The organism is Mesorhizobium sp. Cs1299R1N3 (genome assembly GCF_037179625.1).
GTDB lineage: Bacteria > Pseudomonadota > Alphaproteobacteria > Rhizobiales > Rhizobiaceae > Mesorhizobium > Mesorhizobium salmacidum.
Map to the genome: position 1 here is coordinate 237,005 of NZ_JAPYKQ010000005.1, position 18,684 is coordinate 255,688.

General features: G+C 63.3%; 19 protein-coding genes. 4 read left to right on the forward strand and 15 right to left on the reverse strand.

The window, feature by feature from the left end; all coding sequences use genetic code 11:
* The first annotated feature begins 26 nt into the window (after positions 1-26).
* Positions 27-875, forward strand: coding sequence for a glutathione S-transferase family protein (locus O7B34_RS14435; protein ID WP_337146663.1), 849 nt, complete (start codon positions 27-29; stop codon positions 873-875).
* Positions 876-1,041: 166 nt separating this feature from the next.
* Complete coding sequence (locus O7B34_RS14440) at positions 1,042-1,749, forward strand: response regulator transcription factor (RefSeq protein WP_337146664.1); 708 nt, start codon at positions 1,042-1,044, stop codon at positions 1,747-1,749.
* A 19-nt stretch (positions 1,750-1,768) separates the two neighbouring features.
* Here the strand turns inward: O7B34_RS14440 and O7B34_RS14445 are convergent, their stop codons facing one another.
* The 3 genes from O7B34_RS14445 to O7B34_RS14455 form a co-directional block, all read right to left on the reverse strand.
* The gene (locus O7B34_RS14445) at positions 1,769-2,872 is read right to left on the reverse strand and encodes a polyamine ABC transporter substrate-binding protein (protein ID WP_337146665.1); all 1,104 of its coding nucleotides are present in this window, start codon (positions 2,870-2,872) and stop codon (positions 1,769-1,771) included.
* A gap of 75 nt (positions 2,873-2,947) precedes the next feature.
* Positions 2,948-4,054, reverse strand: a complete 1,107-nt coding sequence (gene aguA, locus O7B34_RS14450) for an agmatine deiminase (RefSeq protein WP_337146667.1) — start codon at positions 4,052-4,054, stop codon at positions 2,948-2,950.
* A 182-nt stretch (positions 4,055-4,236) separates the two neighbouring features.
* Complete coding sequence (locus tag O7B34_RS14455) at positions 4,237-5,754, reverse strand: S10 family peptidase (RefSeq protein ID WP_337146668.1); 1,518 nt, start codon at positions 5,752-5,754, stop codon at positions 4,237-4,239.
* Positions 5,755-5,945: 191 nt separating this feature from the next.
* Here O7B34_RS14455 and O7B34_RS14460 point away from each other — a divergent pair, with 191 nt between their 5' ends.
* Positions 5,946-6,449, forward strand: coding sequence for an OsmC family protein (locus tag O7B34_RS14460; protein WP_027144133.1), 504 nt, complete (start codon positions 5,946-5,948; stop codon positions 6,447-6,449).
* Positions 6,450-6,499: 50 nt separating this feature from the next.
* Here the strand turns inward: O7B34_RS14460 and O7B34_RS14465 are convergent, their stop codons facing one another.
* The 3 genes from O7B34_RS14465 to purF form a co-directional block, all read right to left on the reverse strand.
* On the reverse strand, positions 6,500-6,718 hold the full coding sequence (locus O7B34_RS14465; protein ID WP_015318519.1) for a hypothetical protein: 219 nt from the start codon (positions 6,716-6,718) through the stop codon (positions 6,500-6,502).
* Positions 6,719-6,973: 255 nt separating this feature from the next.
* On the reverse strand, positions 6,974-7,714 hold the full coding sequence (locus tag O7B34_RS14470; RefSeq protein WP_337146669.1) for an SDR family NAD(P)-dependent oxidoreductase: 741 nt from the start codon (positions 7,712-7,714) through the stop codon (positions 6,974-6,976).
* A 48-nt stretch (positions 7,715-7,762) separates the two neighbouring features.
* On the reverse strand, positions 7,763-9,232 hold the full coding sequence (gene purF / locus O7B34_RS14475; protein ID WP_337146670.1) for an amidophosphoribosyltransferase: 1,470 nt from the start codon (positions 9,230-9,232) through the stop codon (positions 7,763-7,765).
* A gap of 133 nt (positions 9,233-9,365) precedes the next feature.
* On the opposite strand from purF, the gene O7B34_RS14480 reads away from it, so the two are divergent.
* Entirely contained in the window at positions 9,366-9,842 is a 477-nt protein-coding gene (locus O7B34_RS14480; protein WP_337146671.1) for a DUF4826 family protein, read from the forward strand.
* A gap of 30 nt (positions 9,843-9,872) precedes the next feature.
* Here the strand turns inward: O7B34_RS14480 and O7B34_RS14485 are convergent, their stop codons facing one another.
* From O7B34_RS14485 to rpsF, 9 genes are all read right to left on the reverse strand, one after another.
* A complete protein-coding gene (locus tag O7B34_RS14485; protein ID WP_337146672.1) occupies positions 9,873-10,532 on the reverse strand; it encodes a CvpA family protein in 660 nt (219 codons plus the stop codon).
* A gap of 47 nt (positions 10,533-10,579) precedes the next feature.
* Complete coding sequence (gene radA, locus O7B34_RS14490) at positions 10,580-11,983, reverse strand: DNA repair protein RadA (protein ID WP_027144129.1); 1,404 nt, start codon at positions 11,981-11,983, stop codon at positions 10,580-10,582.
* Between the two features lie 125 nt (positions 11,984-12,108).
* Entirely contained in the window at positions 12,109-13,599 is a 1,491-nt protein-coding gene (locus tag O7B34_RS14495) for a replicative DNA helicase (protein WP_337142942.1), read from the reverse strand.
* Positions 13,600-13,844: 245 nt separating this feature from the next.
* Positions 13,845-14,810, reverse strand: coding sequence for a small ribosomal subunit Rsm22 family protein (locus O7B34_RS14500; protein WP_337146673.1), 966 nt, complete (start codon positions 14,808-14,810; stop codon positions 13,845-13,847).
* 3 nt (positions 14,811-14,813) lie between these two features.
* Positions 14,814-15,137: a YnfA family protein gene (locus tag O7B34_RS14505; protein WP_337146674.1), complete on the reverse strand. Its 324-nt coding sequence runs from the start codon at positions 15,135-15,137 to the stop codon at positions 14,814-14,816.
* A gap of 89 nt (positions 15,138-15,226) precedes the next feature.
* On the reverse strand, positions 15,227-16,573 hold the full coding sequence (locus O7B34_RS14510; RefSeq protein WP_337146675.1) for a cyclopropane-fatty-acyl-phospholipid synthase family protein: 1,347 nt from the start codon (positions 16,571-16,573) through the stop codon (positions 15,227-15,229).
* Between the two features lie 161 nt (positions 16,574-16,734).
* A complete protein-coding gene (gene rplI / locus O7B34_RS14515) occupies positions 16,735-17,319 on the reverse strand; it encodes a 50S ribosomal protein L9 (protein ID WP_027144124.1) in 585 nt (194 codons plus the stop codon).
* A gap of 214 nt (positions 17,320-17,533) precedes the next feature.
* Positions 17,534-17,782 (reverse strand): 30S ribosomal protein S18, encoded by a 249-nt coding sequence (rpsR, locus tag O7B34_RS14520; RefSeq protein ID WP_006203718.1) that lies wholly within the window; start codon positions 17,780-17,782, stop codon positions 17,534-17,536.
* Complete coding sequence (gene rpsF, locus O7B34_RS14525) at positions 17,782-18,270, reverse strand: 30S ribosomal protein S6 (protein ID WP_027144123.1); 489 nt, start codon at positions 18,268-18,270, stop codon at positions 17,782-17,784. The genes rpsR and rpsF overlap by 1 nt, the downstream gene beginning before the upstream one ends.
* Positions 18,271-18,684 lie beyond the last annotated feature (414 nt).

Below are 18,684 nucleotides of genomic sequence, written 5' to 3' on the forward strand. Positions count from 1 at the left end.
AGGCTGAACAGGCAAGGGAGGAATACGTGGCAAAGACAGTGACGAAGAGCGCAAGGAAACCGGCGGCCAAACCAGCGTCAAAAGCCGCAGCGAAGCCGGCAGCAAAAGCAGCGGCCAAACCCGCGGCCAAGACGGCGTCAAAGGCAGCCTCCGGCAAGGCCAAGGCGAAACCAGCAAAGAAACCAACACTGACAATCAGCATGCTGAAGCCGAGCGTCAACAACATGACCGTTCGCGTCTTTGCCCGCGCTGCCGGGCTCGACCATGCGGAGGCCGATGCGTGGGGGCACACGCGCTCGCCGGAATACATGGCGCGCAATCCGGCCCATCTGACGCCGATGATCGAGGACAAGGGCCTGCCGCGCGGCGTGCTTTGGGAGAGCTGCGCCATCATGCAATATCTTTCCAACAAACATGGACTGGAGAAATTCTACCCCAAGGCGCCAGCCAAGCGGGCGATGATAGACAGCGCCATGTTCTATCTGATCGGCACGCTCTATCCCTATGTGGCGCGCGCCACCTATCCGGCGCTCGGCTTCCCGCAATATGCCGGCGAGGTCGGGCACAGCGACGCCCACCCGGACAGGAAATCGGAGGCGCAGAAGGCCGCGGTCGCCGCCATTGCCGAACCGCTCGAGGTCTTCCACTCCTTCTTCCGCGACGGCAAGCCGTTCATCGGCGGCAAGAGCCCGTCGATCGCCGACATCCGCCTTGCGGCGACCCTCGAGTTCCTCGCCGTCATCGACTACGCCCTGCCCAAATGGGCGGAGGAATACATGGCGGCAATGGAGAAGAAGCTCGGCAAGGCCTATGCCGGCCCGGCCGGCGACGTACGCGGCTACATCGCCCATGTGAGGTCGCAAGCCCAGGCGTGATTCCAACCAGTCGATGGGGCGATGATCTGCGGAGGCGGCCGCAGGACTGGTTTCGCCGGTGGCGTCGTGGTTCCCCGCCAGCTTGAAGTTGGCGGGGCTTGCGTTAGTCTGGGCGCGCATGCAGTCGAATTTTTCTCTCGACCGGCTTGGACGCTGGAGCGGTGGCGTGGCCGCCGCGGCCCTGGCGGCAACGCCCGAAGACTTGTCGGCCCGCTTCAGCGCGGCGGCAAGCGTGCTGCTTGGCTCGGATCGCGCCTATGTCGGCTTCTATCGTCGCGACATAACCTCCCTGACCATCGACGAGGCCGGACCCGATCACTGGAACCGCGACTATGATGCGCGCATCTATCGCCAGGATCCCTTCTTCCAGAGATTCGCCAGCACCAGACAGGATTTCCTGCTGCCGTTGTCGGCTCTCAGCCACGGCGATTTCCAGCGCACGTCGTATTATCGCGAATTCTACGGGCCTTCCGGCAGCTTCGATGAAATAACCGGCGTGTTCAACCTCGACGGACTGACCGCCGGCTATGTGACCTTTCTGCGCCGCGATGGCGCGCCGCGTTTTGGCGAGCATGATCTGGCGGTGGCCGGCGCGGCGAGCAGCGCCACAAAGCTTATTCTGCAAAGGCTGCTTCATTTGTGCCGTCTTCGGGACAAGAGGGCCGCAATCGAAGCCGCAGGGTCGCACCTCAGCGCCCGGGAAAGGCAGATCGCACAGCTCCTGATCGAGGGCGGCAGCGCCAAGACGATTTCGCGAAACCTGTCGATTTCACCCGGCACCGTGCGCAACCACATCAAGCAGGTCTACCGCAAGCTCGGTGTGCACTCCCAGGTCGAGTTGTTGGCCGCCGGCTGGGAGGCCCCGCGCGACTGACGGTTTCGTTTCGCCAGCTTCACTGCCCCGTCACGACGCGTGTCCACATGCGGTTCTGCAGTCGCAGCAACTTTGCGTCGTTGTTCTCGACCACGAACAGCTTGGCTTTTACGTCATCGGGCGGGAAAACGCCGGGATCCTTGGCGACAGCCTGATCCATCAGGGGCAGAGATTCCGGGATCGCATTGGCATAGGAAACATAGCTGGAATTGGCCGCTGCGATATCGGGCCGCAAATTGAAATCGATCCAGGCCTGGGCATTCTCCGGGTGCGGCGCATCCTTCGGCACCGCCATCGTGTCGAAGTTTATCAGCGTGCCTTCCCTGGGAATGGAATAGGCAATCTCCAGCTTCTTGGCGGATTCCGCCGCACGGGTCTTGGCCTGCAATATGTCGCCCGACCAGCCCAGCACGACACAGATGTCGCCATTCGCCAGATCGTTGATGTATTTCGACGAGTGGAAGTAACGGATATAGGGCCGCACCTTGCCCATCAGCTCTTCGACCTTGGCGAGGTCGTCCGGACTGGTCGACCTGGGGTCGATGTGCAGGTAGTTCATAGCCATCGGAATGATCTCCGCCGGGGCATCGATCATGGCGACGCCGCAATCGGAGAATTTCTTGACGACGTCGGCGTCGAAGACCATGGCGAAGGAATCTGTCGGCGCGTCAGGCATCCGTTGCTTGATGGCAGCAACATTGTAGCCGATGCCGTCCGTGACGGCCATGTAAGGCACGGCGTGCAGGTTCTGCGGATCCGCGCCCGCGATCAGCGACAAGGCTTGCGGATCGATCTTCGAGCGGTTTGAAAGCTTCGATCTGTCGAGCTGCAGGAAAACGCCAGCCTTCACCTGGTTCTTCAGGAATGGAAAGGCCGAGGGATAGACCACGTCATATCCCGAGCCGCCGGTGAGCAGTTTCGTTTCAAGGACCTCGTTGCCGTCATAGACATCGTAGCGGACCTTGATACCTGTCTCCTTCTCGAATTTCTCAGCCGTGTCCGGCGCGATATAGTCGGACCAGTTGTAGACGTTGACGACCTTCTCATCGTCCGCCCGGGCAACGCCGAAGCAGATGCCGCAGGCAAGCGCGGCAGTCAGGACTGGGAAGAGCAGAGAGCGCATGGGTGTCCTTCTTTCGCTGGTGGCGGGCCGATGCGGTGTGCACCGTTCCAATTTCACTGTCGGCACCCTTGCCGCTCAACGCCGTTGCGGCGCATAAACCGGTAAGGTGATACAGGCGACGTTGCCGCCGCCGAGCAGGATTTCGCGGGAGTTCTCGATGCCGACCACCTTGTGGTCGGGAAACAGCGTGGCCAGTTGTTGCTTTGCCTTCCGATCGAGATCGCAGCCGAACTCAGGCACGACCACAACGCTGTTGCCTGGATAATAGTTGATGTAACTCGCCGCGATCCGGTTGCCGGCCGGCCGTGCCCAGGTCGAATCGACCCGGTCCACGCTCTCGTTCTCCTCCATCGTCATTTCGATCGGCAGGGGATGAGCAAGCCGATGAACCTCAAGACCACGGCCACGCGCATCACGGGCCGAACGCAGCACCTCCTCGGCTTCGCGCACGATCTCATATTGCGGGTCGTCCCGGTCTTCGGTCCAGCTTAACGCGACCACGCCAGGGCGCACGAAGCAGCAGAGGTCGTCGACATGGCCATCCGTCTCGTCGAAGGCAAAACCGCGCGGCAGCCAGATGATTTTGTCGACGCCGAGATAGTCGCCAAGCTGCTGTTCCACCTTCGCCTTGCCGAGATGGGCATTACGATTGCGATTGAGCAGGCACTGCTCGGTCGTGATGAGCGTTCCCTTGCCGTCGCATTGCAGTCCGCCGCCCTCGGCAATCAGCGGCGCGCGGTAGCGGTCCATCCTCTCAACCTCGAGGACCTTTTGCGCCGCGAGGTCGTCCAGGTCCCATGGCGAGTAGAGCCCGCCGTCGAAACCGCCATAGGCGTTGAAGATCCAATCGACGCCGCGAACGCTGCCTTGGTCGTTGACGACGAAATTGGGGCCGCTGTCGCGCAGCCAGGAATCGTTGGTGGACATTTCCACGACGCGCACGTCGGCAGGCAATCGCGCTCTGGCGTTCTGCCACTGGCGGCTGGATGCCGCCACGGTCACCGGCTCGCTTTGTGCGATCGCCGCCGCGACATTGGCGAACAGCTTCTGCGCGGGCTTGGCACCCAGACGCCATGTGTCCGGCCGTTCCGGCCAGATCAGCCAACAGCCTGATTTGGGTTCGAATTCGCCCGGGGCGCGAAATCCATCCTGTCTCGGTGTGGTCGAGAGCGTATGTGACATTGTGGGACTACCGGAAAATGGGACGACCAAACTTTTCCGGATCAGACGGTTTTAGGGCCTTGTCCGTCAATGTCCCATTTGGGATACCTTGATCACTGCGCTAGCCACTGGCCTGCGTTCGGCTGGGGCGAGCACCATTGGTGCCGGGCCCTGGTTGCCCGTAAGTTCGATGTCTCTGTCGTTTACTGCGTCGCCTGGTAAAGTTCCGAAGCGGCCTCTTTCAGCGCGCGCCGGCCGTCCGGCTTGAGATACATCATGTGCCCACCTTCAACGACGTCGAGGCGGATCGGCCTGGCGCCGGCGAGCGACGGGATCTGGCCGACCAGATAACGCGACGCCAGATAAGGAGTGACGAGATCAGTGTAGCCGTTGACGATGACGACGCCCAGCGCGGGATTCAGGGAGCGCGCCCGCTGCAAATCGTCCATCACACCGGCATAGCCCTGGCGCGAGGCACTCGTGCCATAGTCCCAGTTGTGGCTGACATCGCCGTTCAGCAAGCGGTAGCTGACATCGGTGCGAAAGTTCAGCTCGTCGCGCGCGTAACCGACAAAGGCCGAGGTCAGCGCCGGCACACTGCGGTCCAGCACCGGATCGGGACCGGCAATGCGGGCGCTCTGGGGAGCGATGTCCGCCGTCGCGATCATGCCGTCATAGGGGCTGAGCACCTTGCCCGTGGCACGGGCAAACTCCCTTGCGAAGAGCGAGGTCGGGACGCGGGCGAAGTTGCGGTGAACGAGGTCGGGTGGCAGGCCGGTGATCTCGGCCACGCGATCGCTCGCCAGCCGTCCGCCTTGCTCCAGCCCGCTGGTGAGCGCGCTGAGGTACTCGCCAAGTGCATAATGCTCGACCTCGGCGAGCTTTTTCCGCAGTGTATCGCCGTTGATACCTTCACTGCGCAAGCGGACCGCCGCGAGCGAGGGTAGTTCGAGAGCCCAATGCAGCGGCTCGAATTCGTCGGGCTGCACCAGGGTGAATTCCAGCGCCGGTGAGATCAGCACGATGCCGCTCGGGCTGATGCCGATATCTTCCTGCAGCGTCCTGGCAAGCAGTGCCGCCCGGAACCCGCCATAGCTCTCACCGGCGAGGAACAGCGGGGATCCCGTGCGGCCGTTTTGGGCGAGATAGAGCCGGATGAAGGCGCCGATCGAACTGGCGTCCTGGCTGACGCCCCAGAAGTCGTGCGTATCCTGGCCAGGAGCCTCGCGACTGTAGCCGGTTCCCACCGGGTCAACGAAGACGAGGTCGGTCATGTCGAGCCAGCTGTCGGGATTATCGATAAGCTTTTGCGGCGAAGGGAGGAATTCCCCGTCGGCTCCGGTCGCCACGATGCGCGGTCCGAGCGCGCCGAGATGCAGATAGGCTGATGCGGCGCCCGGGCCGCCGTTGAACACGAAGGTGATCGGCCGCGGTGCTTCCGTCGCGACGCTCTCCCGCGGTTTCAGCGTATAGGCAACATAGAAGATTTCCGCTGTGACCTCGCCCTTGCCGGAGAGCAGCGGGAGCGTGCCGGCCTTTGCCTGGTACTGCAGGCTGCGCCCGCCAATGCTGATCGAATGGTCGGTGATCGCGGGCGGAGGCAGCAGCGACAGCACGCCGCCCGCGGGCGCCGGCCGCTCTGGCGTTTCAGCCAGGAGAGGCTGCGCGAAGCCGGCAAGCATGAAGAGGGCAAGGCAGACGAGTTTCAGCTTGGAACGCATGAGGCCTCCGCGGGAACGACACCCGCATAGGTATGGCCGAGGCGAATGAAGTCAAAGGAATAGAGGATGGCGAGCCTCCTGCTGTCCCGCCGACACCAGTTCCTGACAGCTTGGGGCGTCCTGCTCGGATTGGCTCACACGTCGTGCACGACCGTGCTATCAAGGCAGATAGCCGTTCGGGAGGAACGAAAATGGACGCAACCGAGCTCAAAGCCATGCAGGCGCCGCTGAAGCAGGCCTACCGCGACGACGCGGCGCAAGCACTGATCACGCTGAGGGCAAAGGGCTCGATCGACGAACAGTCGGTGGCCTGCAAGGTGGAGACGGGCAGGGCGTTGGCAATCGCCGGCCTTCATCCGGCAACAGGCGGCTCGGGGCTCGAACTGTGCTCCGGCGACATGCTGCTCGAGGCGCTGGTGGCGTGCGCCGGGGTGACGCTGAAGGCAGTTGCCACGGCGCTCGAGTTCAAGCTCGGCGCCGCGACCGTTGAAGCCGAAGGCGACCTTGATTTTCGCGGCACACTTGGCGTCGCCAAGGACGCGCCGGTAGGTTTTCGCGCCATCCGGCTCAATTTCAGTCTCGACACGCAGGAGCCGCAGGAGCGCATTGATTCGCTGCTGAAGCTGACCGAGCGCTATTGCGTGGTGTTCCAGACCATCAACCAGAAGCCGGAACTGACGGTGAGCGCGCGGTGATGAATCACAAGGCCCGCGGCAATGGCAGCGGGCCTTGTGATACCTGATACTTACTGAGCTGCCGGCTCTTCGGCGTCGCCTTCGTCGGTGAAGGGCGAGGCGCTCGGCACGCACTGCACGGACCAGCCTGCGGGTGTCGGCTGCTTCTGATACTCGGTGATGGCGGCGGTGCACTGTTCGCGCTTGTCGAAGGTGCTGGGCAGCACGACCATGCCGCCCTGCGGACCGGCGATTACCAGATACCAGACCAATGCTGCGGTCGTAGCCATGGAGTTTTCCTTGTCTGCCCAGCAGGGCGCTTGGTGTGGGAGTCGTCCAATGCTAACAACTCCTCGGAAATGACGAAAGCATGACCGCCGCCTTAGATCACAGCCGCGTCATGATTCTGCAGGTTTTCAGGCTGGGCGTGTTGCAGCCGCCACTCAATCGGTCGCAAAGCAATAGAACAGCCGCCGAGGCATCGAGAACGGTGCGGCCGTGATGACCCATCATGGCCGCCTCTTCGGCACGTCAAAGGCTCGAGTTTATTCCGGTTGCCGGTAGGCGACGAAGCGGTTGTGCTTGGCCTGGAAGATCAGCCCGGTCTCTTTGAGATCCGGGCTGGCCAGCGGCACGATGCGTTTGGCGATCTCTGAAGGGTGCGGCAAAGTCTCGGGATCCTCACCGGGCACGGCTTGCGCGCGCATCGCGGTGCGGGTGGCGCCGGGGTCGGCGGCGTTGACACGCAGCGGCAGGCTTTGCGTCTCATGCGCCCAGGAACGCATCATGGTCTCGACCGCCGCCTTCGATGCCGCGTAAGGCGCCCAGAAGGCGCGCGCCGAATGCGCGGCATTGGAAGACAGGATAATCGCCCGGCCGGCATCCGAAAGCCGCAGCAGCGGGTCGACGGAGCGGATCAGCCGCCAGGTCGAGGTGACATTGATGGTCATCACCTTTTCGAAGGTCTTGGCCTCGACATGGCCGATCGGCGAGATGACGCCGAGCACGCCGGCATTGGCGACGAGAATGTCGAGCTTGCCCCAGCGCTCGTTGATGGCGCCCCCTAGCCGGTCGATGCCGGCCATGTCGGCGAGATCGAGCGGCACCAGCGTCGCCTGGCCGCCGGCCGCCTTGATCTGGTCGTCGAGTTCTTCCAGCCCGCCGACGGTGCGGGCAACCGCGATGACATGCGCACCGGCGGCCGCCAATTCCCTGGCGATGAAATAACCGATGCCGCGCGAGGCGCCGGTGACGATCGCAACGCGGCCGGTAAGGTCGAGGGTCATGCGATGGCTTCCGCAGATATGGCTGGAGCTAAGGACGGTCCGGCGATCCTATGCCCCATTGTTCGCCAGCAGCGACAGCGTGCGCACATTGTCGTGGCCTTCGAAGTCGAGCAGGCGGGTCGGATATTGGCCGGTGAAGCAGGCGTCGCAGAATTGCGGCTGGTCGTCGTCGCGGCCGGCCTCGCCCACGGCACGGTAGAGCCCGTTGATCGAGAGGAAGCCGAGCGAATCGACGCGGATGAACTCGGCCATCTCTTCCACCGACATGCGCGAAGCCAGCAGCTTCGACTTCTCCGGCGTGTCGACGCCGTAGAAGCACGACGCGCTGGTCGGCGGCGAGGCGATGCGCATGTGCACTTCCTTGGCGCCGGCGTCGCGCACCATCTGCACGATCTTCTGGCTGGTGGTGCCGCGAACGATCGAATCATCGACCAGCACCACGCGCTTGCCCTCGATCATGCGGCGGTTGGCGTTGTGCTTCAGCTTGACGCCCATGTGGCGGATCGAATCGCCTGGCTGGATGAAGGTGCGGCCGACATAATGGTTGCGGATGATGCCGAGCTCGAAGGGAATGCCCGCCGCCTGGGAAAAGCCGATCGCCGCCGGCGTGCCGGAGTCCGGCACCGGCACGACGATGTCGGCCTCGACCGGATTTTCCTGTGCCAGTTCGGCGCCGATGCGCTTGCGCACCTCATAGACGTTGCGGCCTTCGACCGAAGAGTCGGGCCGGGCGAAGTAGACATATTCGAAGATGCAGAAGCGGGTCTTCTGTGGTTCGAACGGGAACAGGCTCTCGATGCCCTTGGAAGTGACAACGACCATCTCGCCGGGTTTCAGGTCGCGCACGAAACGGGCGCCGATGATGTCGAGCGCGCAGGTCTCGGAGGCCAGGATCCAGGCGCCGTCGAGATCGCCCAGAACCAGCGGGCGGATGCCGAGCGGATCGCGGCAGCCGATCATCTTCTTGGCCGTCATCGCCACCAGCGAGAAGGCGCCCTCGACCTGACGCACCGCGTCGATGAAGCGCGCGTTGAGATCCCGTTCCTTGCTGGTCGCAACCAGGTGCAAAAGCGTCTCGGTGTCGGAAGTGGAGGAGAAGATCGCGCCTTGCTGCTGCAGCGCGCGCTGCACGGTCATGGCGTTGGTGAGGTTGCCGTTATGGGCGACGGCGAAGCCGCCATCGGCCAACTCCGCGAAGAAGGGCTGGATGTTGCGCATGCCGGCGCCACCAGTGGTGGCGTAGCGCGTGTGGCCGATGGCGCGGTTGCCTTGCAGGCTGTCGATGACGCGTTGCTTGGTGAAGGTGTCGCCGATCAGGCCGACATGGCGTTCGACATGGAACTGGGTGCCGTCATAGGAGACGATGCCGGCCGCTTCCTGGCCACGATGCTGCAGCGCATGCAGACCAAGTGTGACGATGGCTGCCGCATCCTGCCGGCCAAAGATGCCGAACACGCCACACTCGTCATGGAAATGATCGTCAGCCTCGGCGGAAAGCACGTCGTCTGCGTCTGCCATCTGTTCGAGCCTCGCTGCGGAAAGGCGTCATATAGTGCAGTCAAGCTTCTAATGCCACTGGAAATCAAGAACGCCGGCTTGTGATCGCCGTCACTTGTCCGGTAGCGTTTCTATCGCAAAGAGGACTTTGCCGATGAACGATACATCCAACGAAGCTGAAGAGCCCAGTGAGGCCGAAGAAGAGGCGTGGTGCGAATCACAACGCCAGTATGTGATCGACTATTTGGCACGCGAGCAATTGAAACACGGGAGGGTGGGCGAGTGGCCCGCTTGGCACGTCTATCCCTACGTTGCCATTTGGGCCATTGAGAGCGCTGCTCGACCTGAATGGATCGGTTGGTGGGCGATCTCTGGGGATCTTCCCGCCGATTTTATACCCTGCGGACATGACCCCACGCCGCGCGCCGCAGTCCGGGAGTTTGGCTTGCGTTGGAAGGAAGCGGCTGCGGCAATGGCCCAGGGCCGGGAATCCGAGGAATTTACGATCGGCAGGCCCGAGGATGCCGCAACGCTAGCGCCTCTGCTTGCGTCTAGAGCAAGGATACTCCTCGGTTGGGCCGAGGACGACGAAGCCTGGGACGACGATCCCGACGACCAGTCGGGAACTTGATCCGTCGCTGCGGGCCAATCGCCTGCTGCCTCAGTTCGCCGGCGCTGGCGCCGGCTTGGCCGAGTTGTCGGCAGGACCGGCGTCGTTGTCGTCTGGCGCCGGCGCATTGGCGTCGTCACCACCGGCCGGAGCATCCGCCGCCGGCGCGTCCGGCGCGGCGGGCGTCTCGGCGGCCGGCTGATTCGGATTGAGCTTCTTGAGGATGGCGTTTTCCGGATCTTCTGGCAGCAGGCTTTCGAGCTTGGCGCCGATCTGTTCCAGCAGCGGCCGCGACTTGGCTTCCGTGACCCAGGCCGGGGCCTTGGCGCCGGCCAGCCAGTTGAAGAACAACAGCGCCACCGCGACGACCAGGATGCCGCGCGCGGCGCCGTAGAGGAAGCCGAGCGTGCGGTCGAGCGCGCCGATGCGTGAATCGATGATCCAGTCGGCGAGCTTCATGGTGATGACCGACACGACGATCAGCGCGATGATGAAGACGACGCCGGCGGCCGCCGCCATGGCGATCTTCTCATTGTCAATATAGGGCTTCAGGTAGGGCAGGACCGGTTTGTAGAAGAAGAAGGCCGCCGCCGCCGCCGCCGCCCAGGACACGACCGAAAGCACCTCGCGCGAAAAGCCGCGAACCATGGCGAGCATCGCCGAGACCAGGGTGAAGCCGACGAGAATTCCGTCAAGCAGCGTAATCGGCATGTCTTTGGCCCCACTCCGATCTCATTTTCACGGCCCGGCGAGCCGCGTCACTCTTCATCGTCGACACGGCTGCGCCGTGAGCCGGCTATGCGCGCCACGAGGTCGGCAAGCTCGGTGGGCTGGAAAGCGCCGGCCCCGATCCCTCCGGCAAGTTCCTCGCTGCCCAAGGGCAGAACCGCGCTACCAAAACCCAGCTTTTCGGCTTCCTTGAGGCGCTGCTGCGCATGCGCAACCGGCCTCACCGCGCCCGAAAGGCTGATTTCGCCGAAATAGACGCAATCGGCGGGAAGGGCAAGACCGGTGAGCGAGGAAACCAGTGCGGCGGCGACCGCGAGATCGGCCGCCGGCTCGCTGATGCGATAGCCGCCGGCGACGTTGAGATAGACGTCATGCTGCCCGAAACGGACACCGCAATGCGCCTCCAGCACCGCCAGCACCATCGACAACCGAGCCCCGTCCCAGCCGACCACCGCCCGGCGCGGCGTGCCGAGCGAGGAGGGTGCGACCAGCGCCTGGATCTCGACCAGAACGGGCCTGGTGCCTTCCATGCCGGCGAAAACCGCCGCTCCCGGCGATTTCGCGTGCCGTTCGCCAAGAAAAAGTTCGGACGGGTTGGAGACCTCGCGCAGACCCTTATCCGACATTTCGAAGACGCCGATCTCGTCGGTCGGTCCGAAGCGGTTCTTCACCGTGCGCAGGATGCGGAAGTGGTGGCCGCCTTCGCCCTCGAAATAGAGCACGCCGTCGACCATGTGCTCGACCACGCGCGGGCCCGCGATCTGGCCTTCCTTGGTGACGTGGCCGACCAGGACGATCGCGGCGCCCGTGGATTTCGCATAGCGGATCATTGCCTGGGCGGCGGCGCGTACCTGGGTAACCGTGCCCGGCGCCGAATCGGCAAGGTCGGTCCACAGTGTCTGGATCGAATCGAGGATAACCAGATCCGGCCGCTTGCCGTCGGCGATCGTTGCGAGGATGTCCTCGACATTGGTCTCGGCCGCCAGTTCCACGGGCGCCGACGCGACGCCGAGACGCTGCGCACGCAGCCTGATCTGGGCAACGGCCTCTTCGCCCGAGACATAGACGATGCGATGGCCCTTGGAGGCAAGAGCGGCCGCGGCCTGGGTGAGCAGCGTCGACTTGCCGATCCCGGGATCACCGCCGACCAGCAGTGCCGAGCCGCGCACGAAGCCGCCGCCAGTGGCGCGGTCGAGTTCGCCGATGCCCGAGACGATGCGCGGTGCGTCCTCGATGTCGCCCGAAAGCGTGGTCAGCACCACGGCCCGGCCCTTGCGGGCATTGCGCGTGTTGGCAGGCCCCGAGCCGATGCCGCCTGACGTGCCTTCCTCGACCAGCGTGTTCCACTCGCCGCAGGCATCGCATTTGCCGGCCCAGCGCTGGTGCACCGAACCGCAATTCTGGCAGATGAACTGGACGCGGGATTTGGCCACGCTTTTACCTTCCCGCGCGCTTGCGGGCGCCGCGATCCTCCGCGCCCCCTTCTGTCCTGCCGGACAGAGGGGAGCGTCGTAGAACGCCTTGCTTGCGTATTTCTGTTGCGACCGCGGGCAAGAGGCTACTCAAACCTCTCCGCGATGTGGTGCTCTTCCGCCAAATCCGAGAAGCGGGTGAATTCGCCGTGGAAGGCGAGCGTGACCGAGCCGGTCGGCCCGTGGCGCTGCTTGGCCACGATCACCTCGGCCTTGCCGCGCATCTCGTTCATGTCATTTTCCCACTTGACGTATTCCTCGGTGCCGAGCTTCGGCTCACGGTTCTTGAGGTAATATTCCTCGCGATAGACGAAGATCACGACGTCGGCGTCCTGCTCGATCGAACCGGATTCGCGCAGGTCGGAGAGCTGCGGGCGCTTGTCGTCGCGGCTTTCGACCTGACGCGAGAGCTGCGACAGCGCGATGATCGGCACGGCCAGTTCCTTGGCCAGCGCCTTCAGGCCCGTGGTGATCTCGGTGATTTCCTGCACGCGGTTCTGCGAAGACTTGGCGGATGAGCCCTGCATCAGCTGGATATAGTCGATGACAATCAGGTCGAGGCCACGCTGGCGCTTCAGGCGACGCGCGCGGGCAGACAACTGGGCAATGGAAATACCGCCGGTCTGGTCGATGAACAGCGGGATCTTCTGCATGGTCTGCGAACAGGCGACCAGCTTTTCGAAATCCATTTCGCTGATTTCGCCGCGGCGGATCTTCGAGGAAGAGATTTCCGTCTGTTCGGAAATGATACGGGTTGCGAGCTGTTCGGACGACATTTCGAGCGAGAAAAACCCGACCACGCCGCCATTGGCCGCCTTGAACGAGCCGTCGGCCTGCTGCGCCGGCTCATACATCTCGGCAATGTTGAAGGCGATGTTGGTGGCGAGCGATGTCTTGCCCATGCCTGGACGGCCGGCGATGATGATCAGATCGGACGACTGCAGGCCGCCCATGCGGCGGTCGAGATCGCGCATGCCGGTGGCGAGGCCTGACAGACCGCCGTCGCGCATATAGGCGGCGTTGGCCATGTCGACCGCGGTCTTGACCGCGTCGGTGAAGCTCTCGAAGCCGCCGTCATAGCGCCCGGTTTCAGCCAGTTCGAACAGGCGGCGCTCGGCGTCCTCGATCTGTTCGGAAGGCGACATGTCGACAGGTGCGTCATAGGCAATGTTGACCATGTCCTCGCCGACTGTGATCAGCGCCCGGCGCGTCGCCAGGTCATAGATGGCGCGGCCGTAATCGGTGGCGTTGACGACGGTGACGGCTTCCACCGCCAGCCGCACGACATATTGCGCCACCGTCATGTCGCCGACCTTTTCGTCGGCCGGCAGGAAGGTCTTCAGCGTGATCGGCGTCGCCGCCTTGCCCATGCGGATCAACTCGGCCGCGACGTCGAAGATCTTGCGGTGCAGGGGTTCATGGAAATGGCCGGACTTCAGGAAGTCGGACACTCGGTAGAAGGCATCGTTGTTGACGAGGATGGCGCCAAGCAGCGCCTGCTCGGCCTCGATGTTGTTGGGCGATTCGCGATAGAGCGGTTGCTCCGCGACGCCGAATTTTCGCGCTGCCTCTGCCATGATGTCCCCGATTTAGATCCCGGCCTTTCGATATCAGAACTGGACAAGTCGATGCTGACTTATCTGCAACAGCTCGAGTCGAAGCGGCTTTGATGCTCGCGATTCACAGCCAAAATTTTTCCGTGGAAAGAATCGCAATTGACTCGAATCGAGAGTTGCGAGTTTAGCGTTTCTCGAACGAGAACAAAACAGGAAAGTGGGCGATCGTTGACACCGGATTGCGGTGCGATCGTCTTCGTTTCATCTCACGCCAGCGCATCGCCCCAGTCCAGCCGCCGCGCCACCTTGAAGGCGTCGCCGTCGCGTTTGGTGAAGAGCTTTTCGTCGGCGCTGCCGTCTGCCTCGCATAATTTCAGCGACACCTTGCCGGATCCTGACTTCGGCGGCGCGATCACCCGTGCGGCCCGGGAGGCTGCGGGCTGGCGCGAAGCGACGACGTAAATGAATTTCTCGTCTTCCCACGGCACCTCCGCGTCCTTGGCCAGCCGGTGCAGGCGCGAGCGGGCGACGCGGCGGGAAAAGTGGCACCAGTCGGGCGGGTTGAGCGGGCAGGGTGCTTCGTGCGGGCAAGGCGCCAGCAGATGCGCGCCGGCGGCGATCAGTTGCTGGCGCACCGCCAGAATTCGCAGCCAGCCCGTCGGCGTGCCCGGCTCGACGATCAGCAACGTGTCCCTCGTGAGTTGCCATAGCCGATCGACCATTTTGGGCAAGGATGCCGGCACGATCTCGTCCAGCACATAGGCGCATGTGACGAGGTCGGCCGGTTGGAGGTCGGCAAGGTCTGTCGTGACGTCGCCGGCGTGCCAGATGGTCCGGGCCGCGATTGCGCCGGCCGCGAGTGTCTCGCCGATCTTGCGCACCGCGGCACTCGCCTCCAACAACGTTGCCAGTTCCAGTTCAGGCCAGAGATCGCCGGTGGCCCAAAGCACCGTACCAGGGCCGGCGCCAACGTCGAGCAAGGTCACAGGCGTGAAATCCGGCCGGGATTCGGCGAGCGCATCGAGGCTGGCGCGGACCGCCGCGTAGGTCGCCGGCATCCGCGTCGTCAGATAGGCCTTGACCGCCATGTCCTGCGCCATGTGCAGGCGCCCGTCGCGCAGTTCGGCGCGGTAGCGGTCGGACAGGATTTTTGCTGCCTGCTTCAGGTCCGGCAGCGGCACCTTCTCCAAAATGCGATCGACAGCCTGTCGAAGAGTGGCCGGCAGTTCCACGGCCTATGCCCCTCTCGGTGCGAGCAGGATGATCGAGGCGCCGGCCACGCAGAGCGCCGCACCGGCAAGGTCCCAGCGATCGGGCCGCACGCCCTCGACCAGCCACAACCAGGCGAGCGAGGCAGCGATGTAGATACCGCCGTAAGCGGCATAGGCGCGGCCGGCCGCACTGATGTCGACCAATGCCAGAAGCGAGGCGAACACAAGCAGCGAGGCAAAGCCCGGCAGCAGCCAGAGCGGCGACTTCTCCAATCGCCACCACGCCCACACCGAAAAGCAGCCGGCGATCTCGGCCAGCGCCGCGGCTGTGTAGAGGAGATAGGTCATGAAAAAGGCCTCGCTTCGATCACGAGGCCTTTTTCGGTGCAGGAGCCGGCAATGGCAAGCGCCAATAATGCGTCCTGACAGCGTGGTTCCTATTCCGCCACCTTGCGTCGGCGGGCGGGCTTGGCGGGCTTCTCGGCGGGAGCCGCCTCGCGGCGGCCCATATCTTCACGGTGCCCCATATCTTCACGGTGCCCCATGTCCTCACGGTGCCCCATGTCGCGCATTTCCAGCGCCTTTTCGCATTTGGCCATATAATCGCGCGTCATCGGCAGCGTGTCGTTCGTCTTGGTGATCTGGAACTGGAAAATCACCAAATCCTGCCAACGGAAGGCGGCTTCCGAGGCGGCCACATAGAACTCCCACATGCGGCAGAAGCGTTCGTCATAGATAGCCTTGGCCTTGTCGCGGTTGGCGGCGAAGCGCTGGCCCCAGTGCTTCAGCGTGTCGGCATAGTGGAGCCGCAGGATCTCGACATCGGTGACCACGAGGCCGGACTTCTCTATCGCCGGCAGTACTTCGGACATTGCCGGAATGTAGCCGCCCGGGAAAATATACTTGCGGATGAACGCGCTGGTCGCCCATGGCACGCCGGAGCGGCCGATCGTGTGCAGGAGCATGACGCCATCAGGCTTCAGCAATGTTGCCGCCTTGTCGAAGAAGGTCCGGTAATGGTTGACGCCGACATGCTCGAACATGCCGACCGAGACGATGCGGTCGAAGCGTTCGTTGAGCTCGCGATAATCCTTCAGCTCGAAATGGACGTGGTTTTCCAGCCCTTGCGCATGCGCCCGGTCGGTGGCGACGCCATGCTGTTCGGTCGACAGCGTGACGCCCTGTACGTCGACGTCGAAGGCTTTGGCGAGATAGAGGCCGAGCCCGCCCCAGCCGGAGCCGATGTCGAGCACCGTCTGGCCGGCCTTCAGCCGGAGCTTGGCGGCGATATGGCGCTTCTTGGCGGCCTGCGCCTCGTCCAGCGTCATGTCCGGTTGGTCGAAATAGGCGCAGGAATACTGCATGTCCTCATCGAGGAAGAGCCGGTAGAGCTCGCCCGACAGATCGTAGTGGCGCTGCACGTTGCGGCGCGAGCGCGAGGCGGTGTTGATCTGCTGCAGGCGGCGGAAGGCGTGGCGCAGGCCCTCGATGGCTTTCGACCAGGTTGCGTCGATGCCGCCGCTGCCCATGTTCTGGAAGGCAATGCGCATCAGTCCGAGCACGCCGCCTTCCAGAATGTCCAGCTCGCCGTCCATGTAGGATTCAGGCACCGCCAGCATCGGGTCGAAGGTGATTGCGCGCTCGGCATGCCGGGTCTTGATGTGCATATGCACCGGCTCGCCGCTGCCGTCGCCGAAGATGAATGTCGAACCCTGCGGCCCGGTTACCTTGAGATTGCCCGTGCGCACCAGGCGGTCGAGAACGCGCTTCAACAGAATATTCATGGTCCGATGTCCCCTCGCGGTCAGACAGGCTGTCCTACTCTGCATCAATATATAGGGTTTCGAAAAGTTCCTTTTGGCACAAAAATGCCCGGGCGAGAGGCCCGGGCATTGGTCCAGAAATGGCTGGAAAGCCGTGGTCCGAGTGGCTCGGACCTGTGCGATCAGGCGTTTTCTTCGCCGCCTTCGAACTCGGCATTCGGATCGAAGAAGTTTTCCGGCCGCGCATTGTCGTTGATGTCGTCGCCGTAAATAGCTTCGGCGGTGGTCAGCGTCTCGCCCTTGGCCTGGCGTTCGGCCTCGTCGGCCGTGCGGGCGATGTTGAGCGTGATGGTGACTTCGACTTCCGGATGCAGGGCGATCGCCACATTGGTGACACCGATGGTCTTGATCGGCTGGTTGAGCTGGATCTGGTTGCGGTTGACCGTGAAGCCCTCCGTGATCAGCAGATCGGCGATGTCGCGCGTCGACACCGAACCGTAGAGCTGACCGGTCTCGCCTGCCGAGCGAACGGCGATGAAGCTCTTGCCGTCGAGCTTTTCGGCAACCTGCGCGGCTTCAGACTTGCGCTCGAGGTTGCGGGCTTCGAGCTGGGCGCGCTGGCCTTCGAATTTCTTCTTGTTGGCTTCGTTGGCGCGCAGCGCCTTGCCCTGCGGCAGCAGGAAATTGCGGGCAAAACCGTCCTTGACCTTGACGGTATCGCCCATCTGGCCGAGGCGGGAGACGCGTTCGAGAAGAATGACGTCCATGGTTATGTTCCTTTTGGTTGGGCGTCCGTCCACAAGGCCGGCGCCGAATTCTCTGGAACAGGTCAGGAAGCAAAAGGGCGTTGCCGCCGGGTCGCTGTCCTGCCTGTCGCGGCAGTTAGAGGTTTTGACCTCAACTCGGGATTCGATGTCTAACCGATCATGCCCGTCATGGCCGGCGATAAGGAACGGGCGGCGAACCGCCCGTTCGGAAGAATTAGCGAACCACGTAGGGCAGCAGGCCGAGGAAGCGGGCGCGCTTGATCGCCTTGGCGAGCTCGCGCTGCTTCTTCTGGCTGACGGCGGTGATGCGCGACGGCACGATCTTGCCGCGCTCGGAAATGTAGCGCTGCAGCAGACGCACATCCTTGTAGTCGATCTTCGGTGCGTTGGCGCCGGAGAACGGGCATGTCTTGCGGCGGCGATGGAAAGGGCGCCGGGTCGGGATCTGGTTGATGTCGACCATTATTCTGCACCCCCTTCAAAACCTTCGCGCGGACGGCGCGGACCACGGTCGCCGCCTTCACGATCGCCGAACGAACGCGGGCCACGATCGCCGCGGTCGCCGAAGCTGCGCGCCGGACGATCGCCACGGTCGCGATCGCCGAAGCCGCCGCGCTCGGAGCGCTCTTCGCGCTTCTGCATCATGGCCGAAGGGCCTTCCTCATGCGCCTCGACCTTGATGGTCAGGAAACGCAGCACGTCCTCGGACAGACCCATCTGGCGCTCCATCTCGTTGAGCGCCGCCGGCGGGCAGGTGAGGTCCATCAGCGTGTAGTATGCCTTCCGGTTCTTGTTGACCCGGTAGGTGAGGGACTTCAGTCCCCAGTTCTCGACCCGGCCGACGGACCCGCCATTTGCTGCGATGACGCCCTTGTACTGTTCGACAAGCGCATCGACCTGCTGCTGCGAGAGGTCCTGCCGGGCAAGAAACACATGTTCGTAAAGAGCCATTATGTATCAGTGCCTTTCTTCGTTTCTCTCCCGGTTCCCGGCGGCAAAAGCCTCTGCAACTTCTCTGACCCGCGTGTGCCTCGAAAGGCGCGGGGAAGAAAGGAGCATGACGAGACGGTCGAGAGCGGAGACACGGGAGGCGGAAGCGCTTCTGGCATCACACGAAGGTTCTAGAAAAACCTCCGGCCCTCCGTTCAGCCCCCAGCTGGGACCGGCAGATTGGCGGCGTCTATACAGCAATCCGCTGATAAGGCAAGGGCAAGCGGCATCCCCGATGTCGCAGCCACCAGAAAATCAAGCCGCGGCGCGCGCAAGGCCTGGCGGTTTTCCCAGCAACCGGCGCTTAACCACAATATCAGCTTGCGCCGGGTTGAGCCCCACCGTCAACGGTCGATTCATCATGCAACATGCAAA

Coding starts and splice junctions, on each gene's coding strand:
- rpsF (WP_027144123.1), bottom strand. CDS start 18,270: ATGGCTCTTTACGAACATGTGTTTCTTGCCCGGCAGGACCTCTCGCAG.
- O7B34_RS14510 (WP_337146675.1), bottom strand. CDS start 16,573: ATGAATATTCTGTTGAAGCGCGTTCTCGACCGCCTGGTGCGCACGGGC.
- O7B34_RS14485 (WP_337146672.1), bottom strand. CDS start 10,532: ATGCCGATTACGCTGCTTGACGGAATTCTCGTCGGCTTCACCCTGGTC.
- O7B34_RS14495 (WP_337142942.1), bottom strand. CDS start 13,599: ATGGCAGAGGCAGCGCGAAAATTCGGCGTCGCGGAGCAACCGCTCTAT.
- O7B34_RS14505 (WP_337146674.1), bottom strand. CDS start 15,137: ATGACCTATCTCCTCTACACAGCCGCGGCGCTGGCCGAGATCGCCGGC.
- O7B34_RS14465 (WP_015318519.1), bottom strand. CDS start 6,718: ATGGCTACGACCGCAGCATTGGTCTGGTATCTGGTAATCGCCGGTCCG.
- O7B34_RS14460 (WP_027144133.1), top strand. CDS start 5,946: ATGGACGCAACCGAGCTCAAAGCCATGCAGGCGCCGCTGAAGCAGGCC.
- rpsR (WP_006203718.1), bottom strand. CDS start 17,782: ATGGTCGACATCAACCAGATCCCGACCCGGCGCCCTTTCCATCGCCGC.
- O7B34_RS14445 (WP_337146665.1), bottom strand. CDS start 2,872: ATGCGCTCTCTGCTCTTCCCAGTCCTGACTGCCGCGCTTGCCTGCGGC.
- rplI (WP_027144124.1), bottom strand. CDS start 17,319: ATGGACGTCATTCTTCTCGAACGCGTCTCCCGCCTCGGCCAGATGGGC.
- O7B34_RS14480 (WP_337146671.1), top strand. CDS start 9,366: ATGAACGATACATCCAACGAAGCTGAAGAGCCCAGTGAGGCCGAAGAA.
- O7B34_RS14470 (WP_337146669.1), bottom strand. CDS start 7,714: ATGACCCTCGACCTTACCGGCCGCGTTGCGATCGTCACCGGCGCCTCG.
- aguA (WP_337146667.1), bottom strand. CDS start 4,054: ATGTCACATACGCTCTCGACCACACCGAGACAGGATGGATTTCGCGCC.
- O7B34_RS14455 (WP_337146668.1), bottom strand. CDS start 5,754: ATGCGTTCCAAGCTGAAACTCGTCTGCCTTGCCCTCTTCATGCTTGCC.
- purF (WP_337146670.1), bottom strand. CDS start 9,232: ATGGCAGACGCAGACGACGTGCTTTCCGCCGAGGCTGACGATCATTTC.